21 protein-coding genes and 2 pseudogenes are annotated in these 21789 nt (G+C 40.0%); 2 read left to right on the top strand and 21 right to left on the bottom strand.

The window, feature by feature from the left end; translation table 11 throughout:
* Positions 1-14: 14 nt before the first annotated feature.
* The 16 genes and pseudogenes from C1A07_RS12150 to C1A07_RS12070 all read right to left on the bottom strand — a co-directional run bounded on the left by C1A07_RS12150 (position 15) and on the right by C1A07_RS12070 (position 15267).
* Complete coding sequence (locus tag C1A07_RS12150; protein WP_101877333.1) at positions 15-1571, bottom strand: flavodoxin; 1557 nt, start codon at positions 1569-1571, stop codon at positions 15-17.
* Between the two features lie 7 nt (positions 1572-1578).
* Positions 1579-2028: a flavodoxin family protein gene (locus tag C1A07_RS12145; RefSeq protein WP_101877332.1), complete on the bottom strand. Its 450-nt coding sequence runs from the start codon at positions 2026-2028 to the stop codon at positions 1579-1581.
* Positions 2029-2050: 22 nt separating this feature from the next.
* Positions 2051-2782: a carboxymuconolactone decarboxylase family protein gene (locus tag C1A07_RS12140; protein ID WP_101877331.1), complete on the bottom strand. Its 732-nt coding sequence runs from the start codon at positions 2780-2782 to the stop codon at positions 2051-2053.
* A 26-nt stretch (positions 2783-2808) separates the two neighbouring features.
* Positions 2809-3654, bottom strand: coding sequence for an aldo/keto reductase (locus C1A07_RS12135; RefSeq protein ID WP_101877330.1), 846 nt, complete (start codon positions 3652-3654; stop codon positions 2809-2811).
* A gap of 53 nt (positions 3655-3707) precedes the next feature.
* Positions 3708-4640 (bottom strand): alpha/beta hydrolase, encoded by a 933-nt coding sequence (locus tag C1A07_RS12130; protein ID WP_242972306.1) that lies wholly within the window; start codon positions 4638-4640, stop codon positions 3708-3710.
* A 228-nt stretch (positions 4641-4868) separates the two neighbouring features.
* Positions 4869-5756: a LysR family transcriptional regulator gene (locus tag C1A07_RS12125; protein WP_101877329.1), complete on the bottom strand. Its 888-nt coding sequence runs from the start codon at positions 5754-5756 to the stop codon at positions 4869-4871.
* Between the two features lie 223 nt (positions 5757-5979).
* Positions 5980-6822, bottom strand: coding sequence for a nucleotidyl transferase AbiEii/AbiGii toxin family protein (locus C1A07_RS12120; protein WP_180952248.1), 843 nt, complete (start codon positions 6820-6822; stop codon positions 5980-5982).
* Positions 6819-7412, bottom strand: coding sequence for a type IV toxin-antitoxin system AbiEi family antitoxin domain-containing protein (locus tag C1A07_RS12115; RefSeq protein WP_101877328.1), 594 nt, complete (start codon positions 7410-7412; stop codon positions 6819-6821). Before C1A07_RS12115 ends, C1A07_RS12120 begins: the two co-directional genes overlap by 4 nt.
* Positions 7413-7830: 418 nt before the next feature.
* Positions 7831-8067, bottom strand: a pseudogene (locus C1A07_RS16780) (RloB family protein); the annotation flags it as partial.
* Positions 8068-8231: 164 nt separating this feature from the next.
* Positions 8232-9218 carry a PDDEXK nuclease domain-containing protein gene (locus tag C1A07_RS12105; protein ID WP_101877327.1) on the bottom strand — a complete coding sequence of 329 codons (987 nt, stop codon included), beginning with the start codon at positions 9216-9218 and terminating at the stop codon, positions 8232-8234.
* Positions 9219-9515: 297 nt separating this feature from the next.
* Entirely contained in the window at positions 9516-10685 is a 1170-nt protein-coding gene (locus C1A07_RS12095; RefSeq protein ID WP_101877326.1) for an AAA family ATPase, read from the bottom strand.
* A 170-nt stretch (positions 10686-10855) separates the two neighbouring features.
* Positions 10856-11395 carry a hypothetical protein gene (locus tag C1A07_RS12090; protein ID WP_101877325.1) on the bottom strand — a complete coding sequence of 180 codons (540 nt, stop codon included), beginning with the start codon at positions 11393-11395 and terminating at the stop codon, positions 10856-10858.
* Positions 11392-12549 carry a helix-turn-helix domain-containing protein gene (locus tag C1A07_RS12085; protein WP_101877324.1) on the bottom strand — a complete coding sequence of 386 codons (1158 nt, stop codon included), beginning with the start codon at positions 12547-12549 and terminating at the stop codon, positions 11392-11394. The genes C1A07_RS12090 and C1A07_RS12085 overlap by 4 nt, the downstream gene beginning before the upstream one ends.
* 277 nt (positions 12550-12826) lie before the next feature.
* A pseudogene (locus C1A07_RS12080) lies at positions 12827-13018 on the bottom strand (DEAD/DEAH box helicase family protein); the annotation flags it as partial.
* A gap of 47 nt (positions 13019-13065) precedes the next feature.
* Positions 13066-14607 (bottom strand): RNA-binding domain-containing protein, encoded by a 1542-nt coding sequence (locus C1A07_RS12075; RefSeq protein ID WP_101877323.1) that lies wholly within the window; start codon positions 14605-14607, stop codon positions 13066-13068.
* Between the two features lie 279 nt (positions 14608-14886).
* Positions 14887-15267, bottom strand: coding sequence for a hypothetical protein (locus C1A07_RS12070; protein ID WP_101877322.1), 381 nt, complete (start codon positions 15265-15267; stop codon positions 14887-14889).
* A 372-nt stretch (positions 15268-15639) separates the two neighbouring features.
* On the opposite strand from C1A07_RS12070, the gene C1A07_RS12065 reads away from it, so the two are divergent.
* Together C1A07_RS12065 and C1A07_RS12060 are read left to right on the top strand one after the other, a co-directional pair.
* On the top strand, positions 15640-16011 hold the full coding sequence (locus C1A07_RS12065; protein WP_180952247.1) for a helix-turn-helix transcriptional regulator: 372 nt from the start codon (positions 15640-15642) through the stop codon (positions 16009-16011).
* A gap of 107 nt (positions 16012-16118) precedes the next feature.
* Positions 16119-17147: a threonine aldolase family protein gene (locus C1A07_RS12060; RefSeq protein WP_101877320.1), complete on the top strand. Its 1029-nt coding sequence runs from the start codon at positions 16119-16121 to the stop codon at positions 17145-17147.
* Between the two features lie 69 nt (positions 17148-17216).
* On the opposite strand, the gene C1A07_RS12055 is transcribed toward C1A07_RS12060, so the two are convergent.
* From C1A07_RS12055 to pstB, 5 genes are all read right to left on the bottom strand, one after another.
* Entirely contained in the window at positions 17217-18887 is a 1671-nt protein-coding gene (locus C1A07_RS12055) for an ATP-binding protein (protein ID WP_101877319.1), read from the bottom strand.
* Positions 18884-19570: a response regulator transcription factor gene (locus C1A07_RS12050; protein WP_101877318.1), complete on the bottom strand. Its 687-nt coding sequence runs from the start codon at positions 19568-19570 to the stop codon at positions 18884-18886. Before C1A07_RS12050 ends, C1A07_RS12055 begins: the two co-directional genes overlap by 4 nt.
* Before the next feature lie 101 nt (positions 19571-19671).
* Positions 19672-20334 (bottom strand): phosphate signaling complex protein PhoU, encoded by a 663-nt coding sequence (phoU, locus tag C1A07_RS12045; protein ID WP_101877317.1) that lies wholly within the window; start codon positions 20332-20334, stop codon positions 19672-19674.
* An 11-nt stretch (positions 20335-20345) separates the two neighbouring features.
* Positions 20346-21008: a phosphate signaling complex protein PhoU gene (phoU, locus tag C1A07_RS12040; protein ID WP_101877316.1), complete on the bottom strand. Its 663-nt coding sequence runs from the start codon at positions 21006-21008 to the stop codon at positions 20346-20348.
* Positions 21009-21024: 16 nt separating this feature from the next.
* A complete protein-coding gene (gene pstB / locus C1A07_RS12035; protein ID WP_101877315.1) occupies positions 21025-21780 on the bottom strand; it encodes a phosphate ABC transporter ATP-binding protein PstB in 756 nt (251 codons plus the stop codon).
* Positions 21781-21789 lie beyond the last annotated feature (9 nt).

Here is a 21789-nt window from a genome sequence, read left to right as displayed (position 1 = left end):
CCTTAAACCGTTCTTTAATTATGAGCAAAAATATCTGTCAGCCATCGGTCATAATCATCAATCCAGCCACCTGTATTTCCATAGCCATGGGGCATTCCATCTAATACAAGAACTTCCGTTTCTACATTGGCCTCAGACAAAGCCTGAATATTTTTTTCAAACTCTGATACAAATGGATCTCTTGTGCCATAGCAGAAAAAAGTTGGCGGAAGCTTAGAAGCTGCCAGCTTCTCTACATCATCTGTTGCAACGCTCAACCGTCCATAGAAGGAATAGATCATTCCGGCAGCTGCCGCATCTGCAGATACTTTATCCAGTTCATCCGGTACATAATCTGCATCCAGTTCCTGTCCCTGAACCATTCCATCAAAATTCAGAAGTTCCTCTCCTGCAAGAATTCCTCCTGCAGAAAACCCCATAACTGCAATATCTTTTTCATTGATTCCATACTCGGAAGCATGAGCCCTGACAAAGCGGACGGCACGAGACAGATCGAGAGCTCCTTCTTCCTGCGTATAAGGCTGCACTCTGTAATCTACCAGAAAGCTTTGATAGCCCAGCCTGCTTAGTTCCTCTGCCGTGGGGCCTCCCTCATTCTGGTTACTGCGATATGCAAATGCCCCACCTGAATTTACCAGAACTGCGCCTTTAATCTGGATTCCCTCTGGAACTGGATAAAATGTCATATAAGGCCGAAAGTCCGGATCATCCGCATAATAACCCGTATTTTCTGTATATTGTGTCGCAGAGGGCATATTCCCATCATCCCATAAATAGATTCTCTGGTTTTTCAATGGTGTGGGAACCGCCGTCGAGGCTGTATTAGACGCATTCTGTTCTAAATCTTCCTGTGAAAGTGAAACCGCCGATATTCCCAGTGACTCAGCCCATGAAACTACGGTTTCTTCACTATCTGCCACATCATTTCTTGACAGAATCAGTGCATTATCACGAATCAATGCTCCTGGCTGTAATTCTGAAATTGTATCAACTGTCCGTGAAGCGCCGCTTCCCCCATGGGTAATAAATGGAATCACTGTTTTTGCTCCAAAATCATATTCTTCCAAAAAAGAATAAACAGGCATAGGCATGTCTCCCCACCAGTTGGGATATCCCAGCAGAATCGTTTCGTATTGTTCAAAATTTTCCACATGAGAAGTCAATTCCGGCCTGAAGTTTTCACTTTTTTCCTCTGATGCCTGATCCACCAGCGGATCATGATCCAACGGATACTCTTCCTCCGTTTCAATCCGGAACAGTTCTCCGCCAATTGTCTCCTGAATTAAATTTGCCACATATTCCGTATTTCCAAGCTTTTCTCCGTCACTTACCACAATGCTGGCCCCTGCCACTGCGTCTGCTCCAGCTGTATCCACATTCTCTGGAACCGAAAAATATGCGATTAAAATCTTTTCTCTTTTTTTATTAGCTTCCCCTATGTCTTTTGAATCTGTTTCTGTTTCTATTTGGGAAGCACTCTCTGTCTGGATTGGAAGCTGCTTCAAACTCCCACAGCCAGTAAGCCCTGCAATAAAAGCTGCACATAACAGACCTGATATGATTTTTTTCATAAATTTCTTATATCCCTTTTCCTAATTTTTCTGCCTCGTGCCTATTTGTCGCCATTCCTGCATATTTCATTCCATAAAGTCCTGCAAATCGTTTCATGGTATACTCTCCGGCTTCCATCATCCAGGGTTCCGGCGCTGCTCCCTGGAATAAAAAATACAATGTCCTTCCAGAAAGTTCCCCTTCCTCTACCAGGCCATAGAAACGATCCAGCATATTGCGGACCGAACCGCATAGGTTGTGCCAGTACAGAGGAGAGCCGATGACCAGAATCTCTGACTCTTTTATTTTTCTGATTACTTCTTTCAGCTGATCACCTGGAAGCTGCTGGCCGTAACTTCCAATCTGGTAGTCTGTCAGATTCAGTGTTTCATATTCTTTTCCCTTTAAAAGAGAAGCGGCAAGTGCTGCCGTATTTCCATTTTTCTCAGGGCTTCCATTGATAAATAAAATCTTCATTCTGCTATTCTCCTCCTCTTGCTTAATTCAACTGGCTGTACTGTTCATCTGTCACTGGCTCGCACCACTCTGTTTTCGTATCGCTGCCTGGTATTTCCTGTGCAATGTGCTGAAACCAGGAATCTTTTGCAGCACCATGCCAATGCTTTATATTTGCCGGAATATTCACCACATCTCCAGAATGGAGTTTTCTTGCCTCCTGTCCCCATTCCTGATACCATCCTTCCCCGCTGACACAGATTAAAAGCTGTCCGCCTCCGGAAGATGCGTGATGGATATGCCAGTTATTCCGACATCCCGGCTCAAAAGTCACATTAAATGTTGGAATCTGTTCCTCCGTCATTGGAGCCAGATAGCTCTGTCCTGTAAAATACTGTGCAAATCCGGAATTTGGCTCTCCCACAGGAAACGGCAATGCCGGAACTGCACCTGTCTCATCCCCATAAACCTCCTGAATCAATGGAAATGTACTCCATGCCTTCGGCCAGCCACAATAAAATGCCAGCTGGGTAACCATCTCCACCACTTCTTCCCTGGTAATCCCATGCTCTTTTCCAAGATTCAGATGCGACTTCAGCTGTGGATACAAACCCGCCGAAAGTAGTGCCGCAATGGTAATCATGCTTCGATCTCTTAAGGAAAGCCTGGATTCTCTTGACCATACCTGGCCGAATAATACATCATCGTTTAGTTCTGCAAATTGAGGAGCCAGTTTTCCCAGCCTGTCCCTTCCTGCTGTCTGTTTTTTTGCCATCTCATTTTCCTCTTTTCTATTCTTTTTTATTTCTGTCCATCCACTGGCGGAACCATTTCTGCGTACTTTTTCAGCAGCTCCGGCGTGTTGATATAATACCGCTTATGCTGATCCAATTCTGCGATCCTCATCATTTCCTGTTGCGTCAAGGTAAAGTCAAACAGTTCAAAATTGTCCTGAATGTGAACTGGATTTTTAGATCCTGGAATCACAATATTCCCTGCTTGAATATGCCAACGAAGAATAATCTGCGCAGGTTCCTTCCTATACTTTTGGCCTAATTCCATAAACACAGGTTCCTTCAGAAGATTTTCATCCCCATGTCCGAGGGGATACCACGCCTGAATTGCCATCCCTGTCTGCTTCAGAAATTCTTTCAGTTTCTTTTCCTGATCATAGGGATGTATCTCTGTCTGCAGAACCGCCGGCTTTATCTCGCAAATATCCAAGATTTCCTTTATTTTTTCTTCATTGAAGTTGGAAAGACCTATCGCTCTTACCTTTCCTTCCTTGTATGCCTTTTCCATCAGGCGGTATCCGGCAGTGTAGTTTCCAGCCGGCTGATGGATGAGAAGCAGATCAATATAGTCTGTTCCCAAACGCTCCAGCGTTTTGTCAACTGCATCAGCCTGCTCATAAAAAGTTGGCCAAAGCTTTGTTTCCAAGAAAATATCTTCTCTATCCACACTCGATTGCTTCATAGCGCGTCCAACCGCCTTTTCATTTAAATAAGCATTTGCGGTATCGATCAGACGATATCCCACTTCCAACGCATAAAGCACCGATGCTTCCGCTTCATCCGGTGTCAAAAGAAAGGTTCCAATACCTGCCATTGGCATATCTACTCCATTGTTCAATGTAATCTGTTTCATGTTTCTGTCTCCTTTATTATTTTTTGTCTATTCAGGGCAGTCCTAATCATTACTTATTGTTCAGAGTTTGTCTGTTCTTCCCAAAATTCAACCGCCCGATCCAGCCAGCCTTCTGCAATTGTACCTTCGCCAAGTCCAAATCCGTGTCCCAGACCATTAAATATCTCTATTTCTGCTGCTGTACCCTGGTTCTCAATTGCCTCTATCCGGCGTTCCATAGTTCGGTAAGAAGCAATTCCATCGTTGGTTCCCACACAGGCATAGGTTGGCGGTTCATTTCCCACTACTTCAGAAAGTCCTGTATACTGCATAATGACTGCTCCAGGCGCTGGATATTCCTTTTCTCCAAATGCAGCAGTTCCGTAAGTTCCCAGCCATGCTGCCATTCGTGCTCCTGCCGAGCCTCCCCAGAGCGAATACCCTTCTGTATCTACCTGTAATTCTTCCGCATGTTCTTGAATAAATGCAATGGCTCTTGCCAGGTCCTCACAGGCAGTCTGTGCACCAGGACGGTAAATCAGTGCAAATGCATTATAGCCTTTTTCTGCCAGTTCCTGCATATGGGGAAAGCTGTCATGCATCGCTGCCACATACATAAAACCACCACCTGCATTGGTAACTGCGAACTTTTCTCCTGGTTTCCCTCTGAAGAAAAACAGTCCGGTATCTTCTTTGGAGGGATCTTCTGCTTTCTCTTCTTCTGTATAAATATCGTAAAAAATCTGTTCTCCATTCTGAACCCTTGTTTTCATTTCATTGATAATTAATACGGTTCTTTGTGGATTCACATGACTGTACCAGACCAGAATATTACCAAGCTCCTTTAAGGTCAGATCATCATCCACTGGTCGATCTACCGGAAATATAAGTCTGCCAAAATCTTCAAATACAGGATCTTCCATGACTTCTCTGACTCTGGTATCCTCTGTGAATATTTCTGTTTCTATACCCTTTCTCGAATCCTGTTCCTTTATAGTTTCTTTCATCGCAGATAATAACACCTCCGGAACTTCAGAAGTTTCTACAGGTGTTTTCAAACTGCATCCTGTCAAGAACATGCCAAGACTGATAATCGACACAGACACAGTTTTTAAAAGAAAATCCACTGTTTTCTGCACCACCTTTCTAGTTCTTTCTTATTTTGATCATAACAAAATCGAGACCTCAAAAGAAGTCTCGATTCGTTCATCAGTTTATACCTAAAGGTTATATGTTTAATTTGCAATGGATTGTACTGCTGTTAAAAATTTCTTCACTGCCTCTGACGGCGATGGGGAATGGAGCAGGCCATAAGGAATCTGATAGTCCCACTCTACCGGAATCATTTTCAGGAGCGGATGGACATTTGCCCATCCCATAAATGCCATTAACACATCACTGCTGTTTTCGCAATGATTGAAAATATCCATTCCGTAAAAATCAAAATCTATGATATGAATTTCTTTATGGTTGTTCTGCAAATCATCACGCAGTTCATCGACATAGCGGCTCCAGCCTCGGTGCATAAGAAGAAGGTTTTCTCCATAAAGATCCTGAATTGACAATTTCTCTTTCTCTGCCAGAGGATGCTCAAGGGAAACAGCACAGCAGATTGGTTCTCTACGCAATTCAATTCCATTGCACTTCCTCACTTCCAGCATGGTTTCATCAAAAATTCCAGCCACAACATCAATATTCTGCCCCAGGTTTTTCAGAATTTCCCTGGCATTTTCCGGCGTATTTTCAAATGGAATCAGCTGAAATTTAATATCCGGATACTGCTTTCTTATCTTCGGCCATAGTTCTACCAGAACAGAGGACGGGGTAATAGGAGAGGTTCCAATCCGAATCACTTCTTGCGTTTTTATAGTGCTCTTAGCCCGAACTACTGAATCTTTGCAGTACTGAATAATATATTTTGCGTCCTGATACATGGATTTTCCTGCCTCTGTCAGTATCAGCCCCCGATGAGTCCTGTCAAACAGTTTTATCCCCAGGCTCTCCTCCAAAAGATTGATCTGTTTGATTACAGCAGTAGGCGTAATATAGCTTTCTGAAGCAGCCTTATTAAAACTCCCTGCATCCGCAACATGAATAAAGGTTTCTAATTGAGGATTATACATTGATGCAAATACCTTCTTTCTATATGATGGAAAACTTATCAACAAATTGCATTTTTATATTTTATCCTTCTTCTCAAATCGCAAATAGCATCCACGGATTGCCTCCATAATTGCATTCCAGTCCAGATCAGACGCATAAGAAAACAGCTTTTCTAATTACATTCTACACAAAATATGTGAAAATGAAATTGCAATTTTCTTCCTCTTTAATTCAATTTGTCTCTTACAATATCGGTAAGCTTTCCATGATACGAACAACTGCATCGCAGGTTTCCCTAAACTCGATCCCTGCAGCATAATCAAAATCTTTCTGGTAATTCTGCCACTGACGATTCATAATTTCGCTGTTTCGAACCGTCTCCATAATCTTATGATATTGTTTTACAACACTTGATGACTCCCGCTTTCTGGTAGTTGCATCCAACGCAAATGCCAATGTTTCCAGATCAATATTTTCAGCCTGTAATTTGGTAAGTATGTAAATATCATAGAAATCTCTTGGTCGAGTATTCTGATCTCCACGGGAAATAACCGTTTCCAGTTTTTCAGCCAATATCGTCGCCATATTATATGCCAGAACACAGATGCTGCGATCTTCCATCATCAATTTATATTCATACTCAACTTCACGAGGCGTAATTTTATCTCCAGTTGTAATGTCCAATTTTAAAGGCACTGCCATCGGTGGATAATTCGCAGATAATGCTATGCGATAGCCGGTATACTCATCGCCTTCACGTATTTCACCAATGCTTTTGAAGGTAAATGTAATCTCATCCTCCAAATTTATTTTAATAATTTCTTCTACCATTTTTTGAATAGTTTCTTCGCTCACAGGATATCGCTTAATTGTTGCATCCATATCCATTGTTGCCCTTGAATTCAGTCCAACCATAGAGGCAATTAAGAATCCACCCTTAATGATAAAATTATTCCGATATTCTGAAACTGATACCCGCTCTAAGAAACGCTCCAACATATAATTCTGTAACACAAGCTGTGCGGATATTTTTTTCTCTTTTGCAATATTCTTTACTACAGCCTTCAACTGCATCGCATTTTTCACAGCAGTACCTCCAAATAAGATCTAAGTTTTTTTTCCACTTTCAGTAATCGCGCATATTCGGAAAGCTTCGGAATATTTCTTTTTTTATCAGCTACATATCGTTTAAACGCTTCAGAAACAATTTGTACATCTGTATGATTTTTTGTTCTTAAGATATCACACAATGTTCTTTCTGCACTGTATGCTCTGACGGCATTTCCTCCCGGAGTCATCAACTTATCAATTCCAAGACTGTACAAAGGTTCTTTTGCACTACAGCACAAAATTCCTTCTGACTTGGGACTGGATAGATTGTATGTGTTTGGAAAGGTCATATGATATTTTCCCGGTGTCCTATCTGTCAAATCACACAGGAATAATGCTGTGTTGAGAGAAAAAATCCCCCGTTTATAACGGCTTTGAAGATTGACAAATTCATCTTCCCAAACCCCCGGTAATGTATAGACACCACGTGAAGCACGCTCTAACTCACCGCTATCAACCAGATGCTTTAAACTTCCTCGTGAAATGCCTGCAGCGACGACCATTTCTGTAGTTATAATACCATTATTCTGCTGTGCAAGATTTAAAATCTGCTGAGAATACTTCATGTGCTTCACCGCCTTTTTACTTTCTTGCTTAATATTATATGTAAAATAAGCAAAAAAGTCAAATATGATTAGAGCTTTTGAATTTGTTTGTATGACTCTTTTATTACAAGGTAGTCCCTCATTTCTTCATATAGTTTCTCTTTTCCTTAACTATTTATCAAACACCTCTTAGTTCCCCTACACCTTTCTCACAAAACAAATATAATCTGCGGATTGCTCCCATAATCACATTCCATTCCAGATCAGACGCATAAGAAAGTTTCATTATTTTGCTTCCTTTCGTACTAATATTATAAACAATATTAGTATAAAAGTAAAATTTAGAATCTTCATAGTATTACAAAAGCTGCCACCCAACGAACTTTTACCGCTGATGTGACAGCTTTCTGCCATAATAAATACTTTTGCCAAAGTGATTTTATATTCTTTTACTATTCAAAAACTCAACCAATTCATAGACTGTTGTTACCGGATTACTATCCCAACAAATCACAGCAACAGAGTCCTTCAAATATCCACTCCGCTTTTCAAAATGGAGCAAATACCAATATTCAAATGCTGGATTGGAATATGCGACTTTATACCCATGCTTCTCCGCATACAAAATTACTGCCTGAAGATCAGAATCTTTATTATCATCGCAATCAAATACGCACCAAAGCTGATCTCAATCTTTGGGATAATATCCATCAGGCAATTCCGTAAACGAAAATTTTTGATTTGATAGCATTTTATCAAAGAGTTCCACTCTTAAATACCATACCATTGATATGGGCAAACAGTTCCCTCAACGCAAGTGTCACATAATAATGCTATTCGCTATTCTTCGATTAAAGGCATATTTACCAATTCCTGCAATTTTTTCTGCAATACAGTTTTATCAGGCAACTGCAATTTATATTCTGCAACCATCATTGGAGACAATGTTCTGCTCATCGCATATTCCACTACTTCATCATCTTTTGAGGCACACAAAATCATTCCTACACTCGGATTTTCATTTTGTTTCTTTTTCTGCCGATCTAATGCCTCCAAATAGAAATCCATCTTAGAAATATATTCTGGTTTGAATTTACCAATTTTTAACTCAAAAGCAACAAGACACTGAAGTCCCCTGTGAAAAAATAACAAATCAATCCTAAAATCTTCACTACCAACTTGAACCTTATATTCTTCATCGATGAAAGTAAAATCTTTTCCTACCTCAAGAATAAAATCTTTCATATTCTGAATCAGACCTTTTTGCAAATCTGATTCCTTGAAATTTTTTGGTAAATCAAGGAATTCAATAACATATGAATCCAAAAACGGATTTTCTTTTAATCCATTTATTGGTTCTGGAAGTAATCTTTCTTTTGAAAGCATATACCTTTCATAATAACCACTGTTAATTTGACGCTCCAATTCTCTCGAAGAATAGGATTCCTTTATGCAAAGGGTTATATAAAAATGCCTTTCCTCCAACGTTTTAGATTTTGACATAATTGCCAGATGATTTGTCCAGCTAATTTGTGTCAGCAGCGCTGACACAAATTCATCATCACAATAAGTTTCATAGAATTGCTTCATTCTGTATAAACCACGTCTGTTGAATCCTTTTATACCCGGAAAAGCCGCCTGAATTTCTCTAACAACAGAGTCAATATACGCATCTCCAAAAACAGCGTTTTCAGCCTCTTTACTTAAATACTCACCTACATTCCAATACATCCGAATAAGTTCTTCGTTTACTTTTTTCAAAGCATTGTTTCTCGAATCCTCTATGATTTTAATAAGATTTCCAGCAAAACCGATTTCATCTTTCATTTGGATCATCCTTCCATTATATTTAGATCTAATAATATTTTTCATTCTGCTTTGTGTCAGCAGTGCTGACACAAAGCACCGTAGTGTTATCTAGCAATCATTTCGAAGCCCCTTTCAAATACACCATTTTCTCTGGCAGCTATAATCTGCGATGTTCGCAACATTCCATCCTGCATAGTCAGCATCTGATCCATCTGTTCAAACTGTTTCAAACTTTCCCTTCACAGATAATATAAATAATTGGTTTGCGCTTACGCCGGGTAACTTTATTGGGATCGTATTCTTTCCCCATCTTACTCACTTGGCATTACCTTCGATAAAAGGTATCGCACCAAACCTTCCCTGGAGATAACCCTTGCGCACATTTTCCCCTTTTCTTGGCGAGAAAGAAGCCAGCGAATAAAGCTCTGTTGCACAAGTCCGGTCATTTTTTTCGGCAAACCAAATCTGATCTCTGCGGAAAAAATTAAGGTCAAGCAGCATTGCGTCATGTGTTGTAAAAATCAACTGTGTGCCCTTTGTATTGATTCTCTTATCCTGCACCATTTCAATTAACTGCCTAGTCAAAAGGGGGTGAAGACTATCTTCAATTTCATCTACAACCAAAAGTGCGCCATTTTCAAGTGCCTGTAGCCAGCCCCCGATTCGGGCAAAAAAGTGTTGTGTACCAGCAGATTCCTGCTCCATTAAGAGCTGGAAATATTCTGTTGATCCATCCTCGTTCATGATTCGATGGGTTGTCGTAATAACTGGTATCTTTCCTTGACTATTCTTGATTGTAACATCGGTAATTCCAAGATCGGCAAGCAACAATTCCTTTAAGATACGCGCCTTCTTATCATCACCGCTGGCAATCTGGGCAACAGTTTCTGAGGTGGCTGGTTCTTCATCCATCAAGAAGGTAAGCTTTTCAAGAAACCACCGGTAAGCATTTTCTGTCTGCGGCAGATTCCAGTCATTCGAGGATACCAGATAGAGCTTGTTGTCCGGTGTCCGGTTGCTCAGAGTCATCTGTTCATTTATATTTTCCCTGAATTCATATACTCCGTCCTCTCTGGAAAAAATCAGAGCTTCTCTGCCATTTGGCCAGTGAAAAAGATACTCTTTATAAATCTTTTTAGCATCAAAAGAGAAACCATATGTGTAACGAACCCCTTGATAAATAAACACGATTTCAAAGGTAGTTGGTTCCTTTATGCTGCCAAATGGCTCCCATGGCAGCTTTTGACCCTTAGATGCCTTTGACGCATCACCTACGATCATTTCTTTCATGGTCATCATTGCTTGTAGCACATTGCTCTTTCCGGCAGCATTGGCACCGTAAATAGCAAGCGCAGGCAACAATGTTTTTTTTGCATCCGGATGAAGCAGATATTCTTCAAATGACTTATCCTTGGAGGCCGCAAAGCTGATTACGGCGCTGTTCTTTATTGACCTGTGATTTTCAACTATAAACTGAATCAACATAAATGAATACCTCCCTGTTCCCAGTATTCTCCTCTTTTACTAAAATTATAATCATTAAAAATGCACAGGTCAATATTTATTTGATATTTTTGCATTTTTTATACAAAATCTTTAATTAAATCTTTTCCCACTTTCTTTTACACGACTTATCCAAATATCCAAATATATAGCTAAACTCCTGAATTCAAATCTGGGAAAAACTGATCCAAAATCTCCATACTGTCCTTAGAAGTATATCCCCATAAGATCGAACTGAGCGCTTCAATCGCTTCTTGTCTTTTTCGGTAATATGTCCGAAAACTGATATCCCGAATATGCGGTCTGAGTTTTTCAATGATTTCTTCCACATTGCGGAGCTGCTGCGGCGAAAGAAATGTGTAATAAATAAGCCAGTAATAGACCTCTCCATTCTTGTGCTTATTACGGAGCAGATCTACGGAAGAATCAAGCAGTTTCAGCATCCGATAGCTCCGCTCAATGCATTTCGCATGATGTTCCGTATCGCTTCCGGACAGATCGGCTCCAGCCAGATATACGGAATCTAAAAAATCCTCAATCGAGCTGCCATATTCCAGTTCGAACCGGTTCCGTACCTGTTGAATGGACAGCTCCAGGCTCCATACCACATCCCTGTACTTCTTCAGCAGTTTCCATGTATCGTGATACAACGGGTTCTCTGTAATGTTCCTTTCATCCTGTTTCTTTCTCATGCCAAATTCCCCCTATTCTTCTCCGTAATTGGTAACACTGTAAGTTCAAACGTATAGACCGGCGTATCGCTCCCACACAAAATCATTAGCCCAAATTGCGTCTCCGATTCCTTACGCGCGCGGAGTAAATATTCTTCCCTGCAGGCGTTTGATAAGGGAAATAACTTATACTTCGATTTTGCACATCGAAAACAAAAAATTCCTTGTGGCTCAAGGACTTTTGCCATTTTTTCAACGAGAACCTCTATGTTGGATTTTGAAACGCTGGCTAGCTCATCTGAAACACAGATGTCATGCCCGCCGGTATCAGCCGTTTGCTCCGTTTCCTCCTCATCCGGCAAAGAAACTTTAATATTCAGCACCATAGCAACCTCCTCTTTATCAATCAGGACATCTGATATTTGAAACATAGTAGACAAATAATTCTGCAAATAAATAACGCTCCCCGTTCTCCCTGGAAATGTCATAAGGGATATGTAATCCATTCCTGCAAGCTTTTTTAAAATTCTTCCAACTGTAGCCTTTGAAATTCCCCAGCGAACAGCCAATTCATTGTAGTTTAACACTGGCAGCCCTGTTCCGTTGCGTAAATAAACCACAGGACCAACTTCAGACCCCTGCACCTGTTCATCGTTATAAACAGTCGAAAGCCACAAATCCAACACAATATCCATTTCTGAGCAGCGTCCCGCACTGACAAGCTCCGCAGCAGTAGTAACCGGCATAAAGAAAAACCCTGTATCCTTCTGGCAGGGACAATTATAATCCAGAATCGTGTTGTGCTTTTTCCAGCCCCGAATCTTATATTTGATAACCTTTCCTCTGTCAAGGACAAGATATGATATCAAATGCCGTTTCTGAAGCTCATCCAAAATGTCAATCGCCTGTCTCTGAAAATGTGTCCGAAACCAGCCAGATACCTCTTTTACTGTACAGATCCACTCCCCTGGATAAACCGTATAGCTGATTCCGTCGATACGCCGGTAAGATGTACGAAAATTTGCATAGCTGCAAAGTACCATAAAATAAAAAAGACCAGAACCGCCGCCTACGCGAATGCTCTGATCACTCATTAAAGACTGTATAAATTGCCGGTAGATCCGGCAGCGTGGATAGTCCACAATCTGCTTAATTTGTAATTGATATTCAGACATTTTTTCTCCTTGTTCTTTAAAATTTTCCTGATATCAGGATTAAGGGCTTTCCATGTTCCCTTCATACAAAAAAATCTACAGGACACATTTTTGCATCCTGCAGACTATAAATTTTACCTCTATACTTCTTTTTACTATCTTTTCCACGACGAATTTTGTTCACAATTCCTATGATTCCACCCTGTTTTTTCTATCCATATAGTCCATTTAATCCACAATATATAGAATTATTAAAACTAAATAATACTATATGTAGTATCAAAAACACTTTCTTCTAGTAGGACACAAAATACTCTACCGCGTTCTCCGGAAAAAACTCCTTGAACTCACTATAAAGCTGGGCCGCCAGGGTTTTATTATGGGCGATAATAAGGGGCGGCTTATTCAACGCCTGGATGACATTGGCCATGGCGAAAATCTTACCGGAACCGGTAACACCTACTAAAGTCTGGAATTGGTTGCCTTCCTTTCTTTTTTCTAAAAATCAATCAACAAATCACAGTAGTTGACTTTCTATTAATTTAACGAATACACAACCCACTTACCACTCCGGCTAAATCCAACGAACTCAGCCACATGTTCTTCACTCATTAGAGCTAATTCCTTCTTCAATGCATACATCGAAACACCCAGTATTTCTGTCATTTTCTTTTTGGATATTGATGGATTTTTCTTTATAAGTACCAATATCTGTTCTCTCAATGGTAATCTCTGTAAAGTCTCCATTAACTCTGATGATAAGGTTGAATTTGGGGTTGATGGGGTTGAATTTGGGGTTGACGCATTTTCATCTCCTTGCTTTTCTTCCAAAAATCCTTTATGGACAAATAATCTTGTGATAAAGTAACTCCGCGTTTCATCCGTTTCAAATTCTGGTTTCGGCGATCCATTTGCCTCTAAAGCATCAAGTATCTTTTTAAACCCAGTATTTCTTCCTTCCGTTAAATGCAGTTCTTTCAGGAAATCCCCTATCCTACGATTCCGATACCGACGATTAGATACACGATAAGACTTTAATCCCTCCAATGTTACAGAACGGTCTGGACCTGGAAAACTTAATATCTCTATCCGGTCCCTCTCCACCCGAACTTCAATCGGCTCTCTTTCATCATAAGCACGATGATACACCGCATTTGATAAAGCTTCCTCAATTGCAGCGAATGGATAATTGAAAAAACGGTCGGCCTCGGCACGATCTGGATGTTTAACAACTTTTTCAGTAATAATCATATTTCTGATATATTGCAGTGCATCTCTTAGCTGTTGCTGGATTGGCCCTTTAAAGGTCTGTTCAATAATATTATCACCACCTAAACCATCAGGAAACTGAACAACATCAATCTGTGTGTATGGGAAAAACTTGTCTGGTTCCATACTAAAAAACATCAGCCCCACATTCTTTGGTTTTGTATATTCCGGAAGGTTACTGATAATATTCATATCGCTACATACTTCAACAAAGTCTCCCGTTTTGGATTTCTCATGCAGCGAGCTTTTAACTTCCTTCAAGTAATTCTGAATAAGTGTAATATTTAAATCTGACATCTCTGCTTGGTGATTTACACGATCATCAAATGGGATTCGATTTGCTAAATTAAATAAATCCTTTTCTTCATCATCTGATGGTTCTACCGTACTGGACATTTTTCGAATATAGTGAATACGCTCTTTATTATCTTTGGTCATCGTTTTTGGCGAAGAATATGGTCTGCTATCTCCACCGGGACACCAAAGAACAATAAATTTCTCATTTTCATAATCCACAACTTCAACTATTGGCATATATGAGGGCCTGATCAACTTACATTTAGACAAAATATTCTTTTGATAAGCATCAATTTTATCCACAGGTACACCTTTAAGAGGATAAACAGGTTGTCCCTCATTTTCCTCAACACCAATTACAATATATCCGCCACCCCAGTTATCCAGATCATTCGCAAATGCACATACTGATTTCAAAGATGCCTCTGCATTCCATGTTTCCTTAAATTCAATCCTAGCCCATTCAACAACATCTCCTGACAACAATGTCTTTATGTTTGTTGGTATTGCCATATACTTCCCTCACTTTCCTTATGTGATGTCATACCAATACACTGTTCTTATCTTCCTTTGTGACTTTTGATAGTTCCATTTCAACCACATTTTAAAAATCATTTCCCCATTTAATCTTAAAACTATATCTGATTAAATAGTTTATCAAATAATATTTTATTTCTTTTTTGAGAATCTTGTATCAATTTATTATAAGGTATAATTTCTAAATATGCTTTATAGGAATCAATATACTTATAATATCCCATATTATCTGGAGTTCGCTTTAAATCCTCTAATTTAGCAAGTTTTTTTATCATTTTCCAAAAATATACTTTCTACCTTAACACTGCAAAAAGCTTTTAGCCACATGATTCTGCCAACACCCTTACAACCTTTTTGAACTTTAAATTCACTGGCATAAGTATCAAAAGAATTATAATTTTCATTACAAAATCCAATTCCATTATCCACAATAATAATGTTTTCTATATCAGTTTCCCACTGTTTAAATAAATTCATTTGCTTTTCACGTTCAATTTTAATTTCTATTCGTCCATCTTGTATTTGAGCATCCTCTATACTTTGTATAGAATTTATAACAGCCTCATATAAAGGCAATAATGGAGCCGATTTTGGTAATGTATGTAAATTAACTAACCCTTTAAAATTCATTTTCATAATAATTTTCTCCTTATACCTTTATATATGCTCTTTGCTCACTGGCTCGTATCTCACAAATACGCTCCAATAATACCTCTTCTTTGTAAATATTTTTATGAACTCCGCAAACAATCTCTGGCAAACAAATGTTCCCTATTATTTTACTCTATCTTAATACCTACGTCAATGAAATTAGCGGATTCCCGTTTTTCTTCCTTTTTTTCTCTCTATCTTCTCTTCTTAAAAAGCGGGGAAATAGAAAACAAATTTCATAAGTATTTCCTACTAAGATTAAAATTCTATAAAACTTATAATTTAACAAAAATATATAGAATATAATTCCCAATGCTTGAATATTTTTTCCTTTATACTATAGAAGGAGGAAATGTCATGGATAAAAATTTTATTTCTTTAAGAATTATTGAATTGTTGGACTCACATTCCATAACAGAATGTAAGCTTAGTTCTGCTCTTGGCAGAAGTGAAAGCTATATTAATAAAATTGTATCCAAAAAATCTCTTCCTTCTATGGAAAGTTTTTTAAATATCTGTGAACTCCTTCAAATAACTCCCTCTGATTTTTTTGATCCGGAGCTGCCTGTAAAAAACCAGGAATTAATGCAGCTGATTCATTTACTTAGGGAGTTTAGCGAGGAAGACATACATTTAATGCTGAACATTGCAAATCGTTTTTCAGAAAAATCTTCCAAAGTAAATTATAATAAATCCTTTCAACTATCTAAGGCGCCGCAAAAGAAATAGTCAATCAGCTATTATTTTGCAGCGCTTTCTTATTTCATAGACTTTTTTCCTATTTTATGCTATGATTATTTACAAAAAAGCACTATTACCGGCCAGGAGGAAATCACATGTACAGTTTTAATAATGATTACAGCGAGGGAGCTCATCCTCGTATTTTAGAAGCTCTTTTAAATGCTAATTTAATACAGCATGACGGCTACAGTATGGATTCTCAGCACAGTCCAAAGGCAAAGGCTTATATTAAGCGGGAGCTGCAAAAAGAGGATGTAACTATTCACTGGCTGGTGGGAGGCACCCAGGCTAACATGATTACTATTGCCGCGGCCCTACGTCCTCATCAGGCGGTAATCGCCGCAGATACAGGCCATGTTTTTGTCCATGAAACAGGAGCTATTGAGGCCACAGGCCATAAAGTTATTTCCATGACCTCGCCAGACGGCAAACTGACTCCCGCCCTTGTGCAGAAAGCATTAGATATTCACACAGATGAGCATATGGTTCAGCCTAAAATGGTTTACATCTCTAACACCACAGAATTAGGCACCCAGTATTCCAAGGCAGAGCTGGAAGCCCTATCTCATATATGCCGTCAGAAAAATCTCTATTTATTCCTGGACGGCGCCAGGCTGGGAGCTGCTCTTACCAGCAGCGTCAATGACTTAACTATGGCGGATATTGCTGATCTGGTAGATGTGTTTTACATAGGAGGCACTAAAAACGGCGCTTTGTTTGGGGAGGCATTAGTCATCATCAACCCGGCTTTAGAGACAGACTTCCGTTTTATATTAAAGCAAAGGGGAGCTATGCTGGCAAAGGGATGGCTTTTGGCAATTCAGTTTGAGGAGCTGTTTAAAACAGGACTTTTTTATGAAATGGCCGCCCATGCCAACGAAATGGCGGAGATTTTAAGAAAAGGCATCGGAGAATGCGGATATGAATTTTTTGCTCAGTCAGCCACCAACCAGATTTTTCCCATTTTCCCTGACAATATAATAGCCCAGCTGGAAAAAGACTTTTTGTTTTCTCCTCAGGCGAAAATAGACGACTCTCACACTGCAGTTCGCCTGGTAACATCCTGGGCCACTTCAGAAGCTGCTGTAAAAGCATTTATAGCTGTTCTTACATCATTATCATAAAGAAAAACACTGTAAAAAAGGGCTGTAAAAAAGGCTGCACTGAAAACTGATTCCAACGCAGCCTTAATATTATTCTTGATTTTTCATCCATGTTAAAGTAAAGGTACTTCCTTCCCCCACCACACTTCTTAAATCTACAGCGGCTCCCAGGCAGGCAGCCCCATGCTTTACAATGGAAAGGCCTAAACCGGTGCCTCCAATTTCTTTAGAATGGCTTTTATCCACTCTGTAAAATCTTTCAAAAATGCGGCTGTAGCTGGAAGCCGGAATTCCAATGCCAGTATCCTTAATACTAAGCTGGATTTTCTGGTCATCCTCCTTCACCTCTGCCATAACAGAACCGCCTTTTTTATTGTACTTAACTGCATTATCGCAAAGATTATAAAGAACCTCGTTTAAAATCTCCCTGGCTCCTGTAATCACGCTGTGAGTCCCTGTTACCTCCAGGGACACCTGCTCTTTCTCCGCAGCTACAGAAAGCACATCCAGATTTTCTTTTACAGCCTGATATAAGTCGATTTCCACCTTCTCATAAGGCAATGTATTTTCATCCAGCTGAGAGACTCTGATTACATCATTTACTAAAGTCATCAGTCTTTGAGACTCATCATAAATTTTGCCTGCAAACCTGGATATATCCTCGGTTTTTACCATTCCGTCCCTGATAATCTCAGCAAAACCGGAAATAGATGTTAAAGGGGTTTTTAATTCGTGAGACACATTAGCTGAAAATTCCTGCCTCAGCTTTTCCCCTTCCTGCTTTTGTGTAATATCCATCAGGATCAGCACTGCGCCTGCACATTTATCTTCCCTTATTACAGGGCTGGCAATCAGCTGGCAATAACCGGCAGTCTCTAAAATTACAGTTTTGCTTTTTCCGGAAAGAGCAGATTCCACAGCCTTTTGGAAGCTTTCACTTCTGTTTAATTCTAACACGCTTTGATTTGCTCTTACCTTGTCTGCTCCCAAAAGCTTTAAGGCGCTGGAGTTATAAGAAAGAATTTCTGTGCGCTTGTCAATGACTAAAAGTCCCTCGCTCATACTTTCTGTTATAATTCCAAACTCCTGCTGCTGCCTTTGAGCCTCTAAAAGCTGTCTGTTTATGGTTCTGTTCTGTCTTTCAATTTTTGTTAAAAATGGTTCAATTTCCTCGTACATTTCACTGCCTACCGCTGTCTCCAGATGATCCACATCCAGCCTGTTAATAGGCTCTGTAATCTTTTCAGCAGCCTTTCTGGCAAAGAAAAATGCCAGAACTAAAAGTACTAATACAGCTATAATCGCAGGATAAGCCAGGCCTGCCATTACGGCGGCCACTGTATACTGAGTGTTGGCAATTCTTAAAACTTCGCCGTTTTCTAACTGTTTAGCAATATAAATAGTTTTAACAGCCAGGGTATCAGAGTACCGGACAGATTCTCCATAGCCCTCTTTCATAGCATCTATAAACTCTGCCCTGTCACTGTGATTCTCCATTTTACTTATATCAGCTTTATTATCATAGAGTACAGTTCCATCCTCAGCGATTAATGTAATCCGCTCCCCCTGCTCCGTAATCTTCTGAAGATCTTCTTTGCCTCCACCTTCTACTGCTAAGGCAAGATAATCAATCTCCCTTTTCAGCTCCTGGTGTATTTGCTTCTCAAAATATCCAGGCAAAAGAATTAAAATCCACAAAAATGAGGCTGCCAGCATAATGCCGGAAACCAACAAAATAGAGTGGAAAATTTTCCTCGTCACTTCTTTTCTCCTCCAATCTTATATCCAACGCCTCTGACTGTTTCAATCAGACCGCCGGCTTCCCCCAGCTTCTGCCTCAAGGTCTTAATATGCACGTCCACAGTCCTGCTTTCTCCGTCAAATGAATAGCCCCACACCTTATCTAACAGCTGAGCTCTGGAAAACACCATTTCCCGATGCTCTAAAAGCAGACACAGCAGTTCAAATTCCTTTAATGTAAGAGAAACGTTTTCTCCATTTACCGTCACTATATGTCTGGACGGACAAACGTAAAGGTTATCCAAAGTATATTCCTCTGTATTTATGTTCTGCGCCTGTTCTCCTGTTCTTCTCAGCAATGCCCTGATTCTGGAAAGCAGCTCCATCATGCGGAAAGGCTTTGACACATAATCATCAGCTCCGCTGTCTAATCCCATAACAGTATCAAATTCACTTCCCTTTGCAGTCAGCATAATTACCGGCAGACCTTTTGTCTCCTTGCCTGCCTTTAATTTCTTTAAAATACTAAGCCCATCCTCCTCAGGAAGCATAATATCCAGCAATACTAAGCTGGGCAGCTCCTGCTTTAAAGCCTCATAAAATTCAGAGGGACGAGGAAAACTTCTGGCCTCCATATTCTGGCTATTTAATGTATAAGTAATTAACTCTCTAATACTGTCGTCATCTTCCACAATATATATCATGGTATACCTCCCCATTTTCTGTCATCCTTCAGGATTTTCCCGTCTGCCCTTATTTTTTAGGCCTGTTCCTGAAAAAGCCTGACAATCTTATGTGCAGTATATCACATTCCCGGCTGGTGTTCATTATTTTTTCGTTCTCCAGTAACAGAATATTCTACCCACTCCGCCAAATTTACGGCGTGATCGCCGATTCTTTCTAAATATTTAGCAGCCATTAAAAGATCCAGGGCAGACTTTGTATCTACCTTCTGTTTATCAATTAAGCCCTTCAGCTCATCCTTTACCTGATTAAATAAGGCATCTACCTTGTCGTCATCCTCTATTACCATTCTGGCCATTACAAGATCGTCTTTCACAAAAGCCTCCACACTGTCAGTAACCATTTTTACTGCAGCCTCAGCCATATCTCCAATATGAACCCTGCTTTGAGAATCTCCCTCTTCAATGTACAAAGACAATTCTGCAATGTCGGCAGCCTGATCTCCAATTCTCTCCAGATCAGAAATCATTTTCAGCGCCGCGGATACAATCCTTAAATCTCTGGCCACTGGCTGCTGCTGAAGAAGAAGGTGATATCCCATATTTTCAATCACTCTTTCCTTCTGGTCAATTTCTCCGTCTAAGGCAAAAACCTTTTCCGCCATAGCCACGTCTTTTTTTAATAAAGCTTTAGAGGAAAGGCGGATTGCCTCCTCACACAAACCTCCCATTTTAATTAATTCAATGTGAAGCTCTTCCAGCTGTCTGTCAAATTGTTGTCTCATTTTACCACCCTTTACAATATTCTAATATTGTTTACTGCCCCTGTAACTGAAAACTCTGTCCACTCGCACACATTTACCGCATGGTCGCCGATTCTCTCCAAATATTTTGCAATCATCAGAAAATCAATGGCCTTATCTGATTTACTTCCGTCTTCTCTTAAAAGCTGAACAACTTCTTCCTTTGCCTTGTCAAACAGCTGGTCAATCACATCGTCCATCTTTTCTACTTCCTTAGCTGTCTGAATATCTCTGTTAATAAAGGCCGAAATAGCTGTTCTCAGCATAGCCCTTACATGGTCTGCCATCTCCGGCAGATGTGCAATCACCCGGCACTCTTCCTCGCCGTTAAGATTTAAAGTTAATTCTGAAATATCCGCAGCATGGTCGCCGATTCTCTCCAAATCAGTTACCACCTTTAAGGCTGTAGAAATATGTCTTAAATCACTGGCTACCGGCTGCTGCCGCAGCATTAAACTAAGGCATCTGGTTTCAATGGTTCTCTCCATATTATCCACAGCCCTGTCTCCCTTAATAATCTCCTTAGCCAGCTCACTGTCATTGTTCTGCAAAGCTTCCAGGGATTTCTCAATGGCCCGTTCTGCCATTAAACTCATTTCCTCCAGGCTTTTGTTCAGCTCCTGTAATTCGTTGTTAAATGAAGACCTTGTCGTCATATTATCCTCCTTACCATCAACCAAAACGGCCTGTAATATAATCCTCTGTTTTCTTCTCCTTTGGATGAGAAAACAGTTCTGTAGTAGGCGCGTACTCAATCACCTCTCCCACTAAGAAGAATGCGGTATAATCTGCAATACGCGTCGCCTGCTGCATATTATGAGTTACAATTACAACTGTATAATCCTTTTTCAGCCCATCCATCAGCTCCTCAATCTTTAAAGTTGAAATAGGGTCCAAGGCTGAGGTAGGCTCATCCATTAAAAGTACTTCCGGCTCCACCGCTAAGGCTCTGGCAATACAAAGTCTTTGCTGCTGTCCTCCTGAAAGTCCTAAAGCTGATTTTTTCAGTCTGTCCTGCACCTCATCCCAAAGAGCCGCTCCTTTTAAGCTTTTCTCCACAATCTCGTCCAGTCTGCCCTTTGACTTTATTCCGTGAATTCTGGGCCCGTAGGCAATATTGTCATAAATGCTCATTGGAAATGGGTTGGGCTGCTGAAATACCATTCCCACCTTTTTCCTTAACAATGTAGTGTCCACCATAGGGTCATAAATATTTTCTCCGTCTAACATTACTGTCCCGTCGATTTTTACACCTGGGATTAAATCATTCATACGGTTTAATGTTTTTAAATAAGTAGATTTGCCGCAGCCGGAAGGACCGATAAATGCAGTGATCTTATTTTTGTATATATCTAAATTTACATCTTTTAAAGCATGATTCGTGCCGTAATAAAGATTTAATCCGGAAGTCGAAATTTTTGTTTCCATATTATCCTC

The sequence above is a fragment of the Lachnoclostridium edouardi genome, from assembly GCF_900240245.1.
Taxonomy (GTDB): domain Bacteria; phylum Bacillota; class Clostridia; order Lachnospirales; family Lachnospiraceae; genus Lachnoclostridium_A; species Lachnoclostridium_A edouardi.
The sequence above is the reverse complement of the archived record's forward strand: the minus strand, read 5'-3'. Positions and strand labels throughout refer to the sequence as shown.

Excerpts from the sequence above, each read along its gene's own strand:
- C1A07_RS12150 (WP_101877333.1), bottom strand. The coding sequence starts at position 1,571 with ATGAAAAAAATCATATCAGGTCTGTTATGTGCAGCTTTTATTGCAGGG.
- C1A07_RS12145 (WP_101877332.1), bottom strand. The coding sequence starts at position 2,028 with ATGAAGATTTTATTTATCAATGGAAGCCCTGAGAAAAATGGAAATACG.
- C1A07_RS12140 (WP_101877331.1), bottom strand. The coding sequence starts at position 2,782 with ATGGCAAAAAAACAGACAGCAGGAAGGGACAGGCTGGGAAAACTGGCT.
- C1A07_RS12135 (WP_101877330.1), bottom strand. The coding sequence starts at position 3,654 with ATGAAACAGATTACATTGAACAATGGAGTAGATATGCCAATGGCAGGT.
- C1A07_RS12130 (WP_242972306.1), bottom strand. The coding sequence starts at position 4,640 with ATGAAAGAAACTATAAAGGAACAGGATTCGAGAAAGGGTATAGAAACA.
- C1A07_RS12125 (WP_101877329.1), bottom strand. The coding sequence starts at position 5,756 with ATGTATAATCCTCAATTAGAAACCTTTATTCATGTTGCGGATGCAGGG.
- C1A07_RS12115 (WP_101877328.1), bottom strand. The coding sequence starts at position 7,412 with ATGAAGTATTCTCAGCAGATTTTAAATCTTGCACAGCAGAATAATGGT.
- C1A07_RS12105 (WP_101877327.1), bottom strand. The coding sequence starts at position 9,218 with ATGAAAGATGAAATCGGTTTTGCTGGAAATCTTATTAAAATCATAGAG.
- C1A07_RS12095 (WP_101877326.1), bottom strand. The coding sequence starts at position 10,685 with ATGTTGATTCAGTTTATAGTTGAAAATCACAGGTCAATAAAGAACAGC.
- C1A07_RS12090 (WP_101877325.1), bottom strand. The coding sequence starts at position 11,395 with ATGAGAAAGAAACAGGATGAAAGGAACATTACAGAGAACCCGTTGTAT.
- C1A07_RS12085 (WP_101877324.1), bottom strand. The coding sequence starts at position 12,549 with ATGTCTGAATATCAATTACAAATTAAGCAGATTGTGGACTATCCACGC.
- C1A07_RS12075 (WP_101877323.1), bottom strand. The coding sequence starts at position 14,607 with ATGGCAATACCAACAAACATAAAGACATTGTTGTCAGGAGATGTTGTT.
- C1A07_RS12070 (WP_101877322.1), bottom strand. The coding sequence starts at position 15,267 with ATGAAAATGAATTTTAAAGGGTTAGTTAATTTACATACATTACCAAAA.
- C1A07_RS12065 (WP_180952247.1), top strand. The coding sequence starts at position 15,640 with ATGGATAAAAATTTTATTTCTTTAAGAATTATTGAATTGTTGGACTCA.
- C1A07_RS12060 (WP_101877320.1), top strand. The coding sequence starts at position 16,119 with ATGTACAGTTTTAATAATGATTACAGCGAGGGAGCTCATCCTCGTATT.
- C1A07_RS12050 (WP_101877318.1), bottom strand. The coding sequence starts at position 19,570 with ATGATATATATTGTGGAAGATGACGACAGTATTAGAGAGTTAATTACT.
- phoU (WP_101877317.1), bottom strand. The coding sequence starts at position 20,334 with ATGAGACAACAATTTGACAGACAGCTGGAAGAGCTTCACATTGAATTA.
- phoU (WP_101877316.1), bottom strand. The coding sequence starts at position 21,008 with ATGACGACAAGGTCTTCATTTAACAACGAATTACAGGAGCTGAACAAA.
- pstB (WP_101877315.1), bottom strand. The coding sequence starts at position 21,780 with ATGGAAACAAAAATTTCGACTTCCGGATTAAATCTTTATTACGGCACG.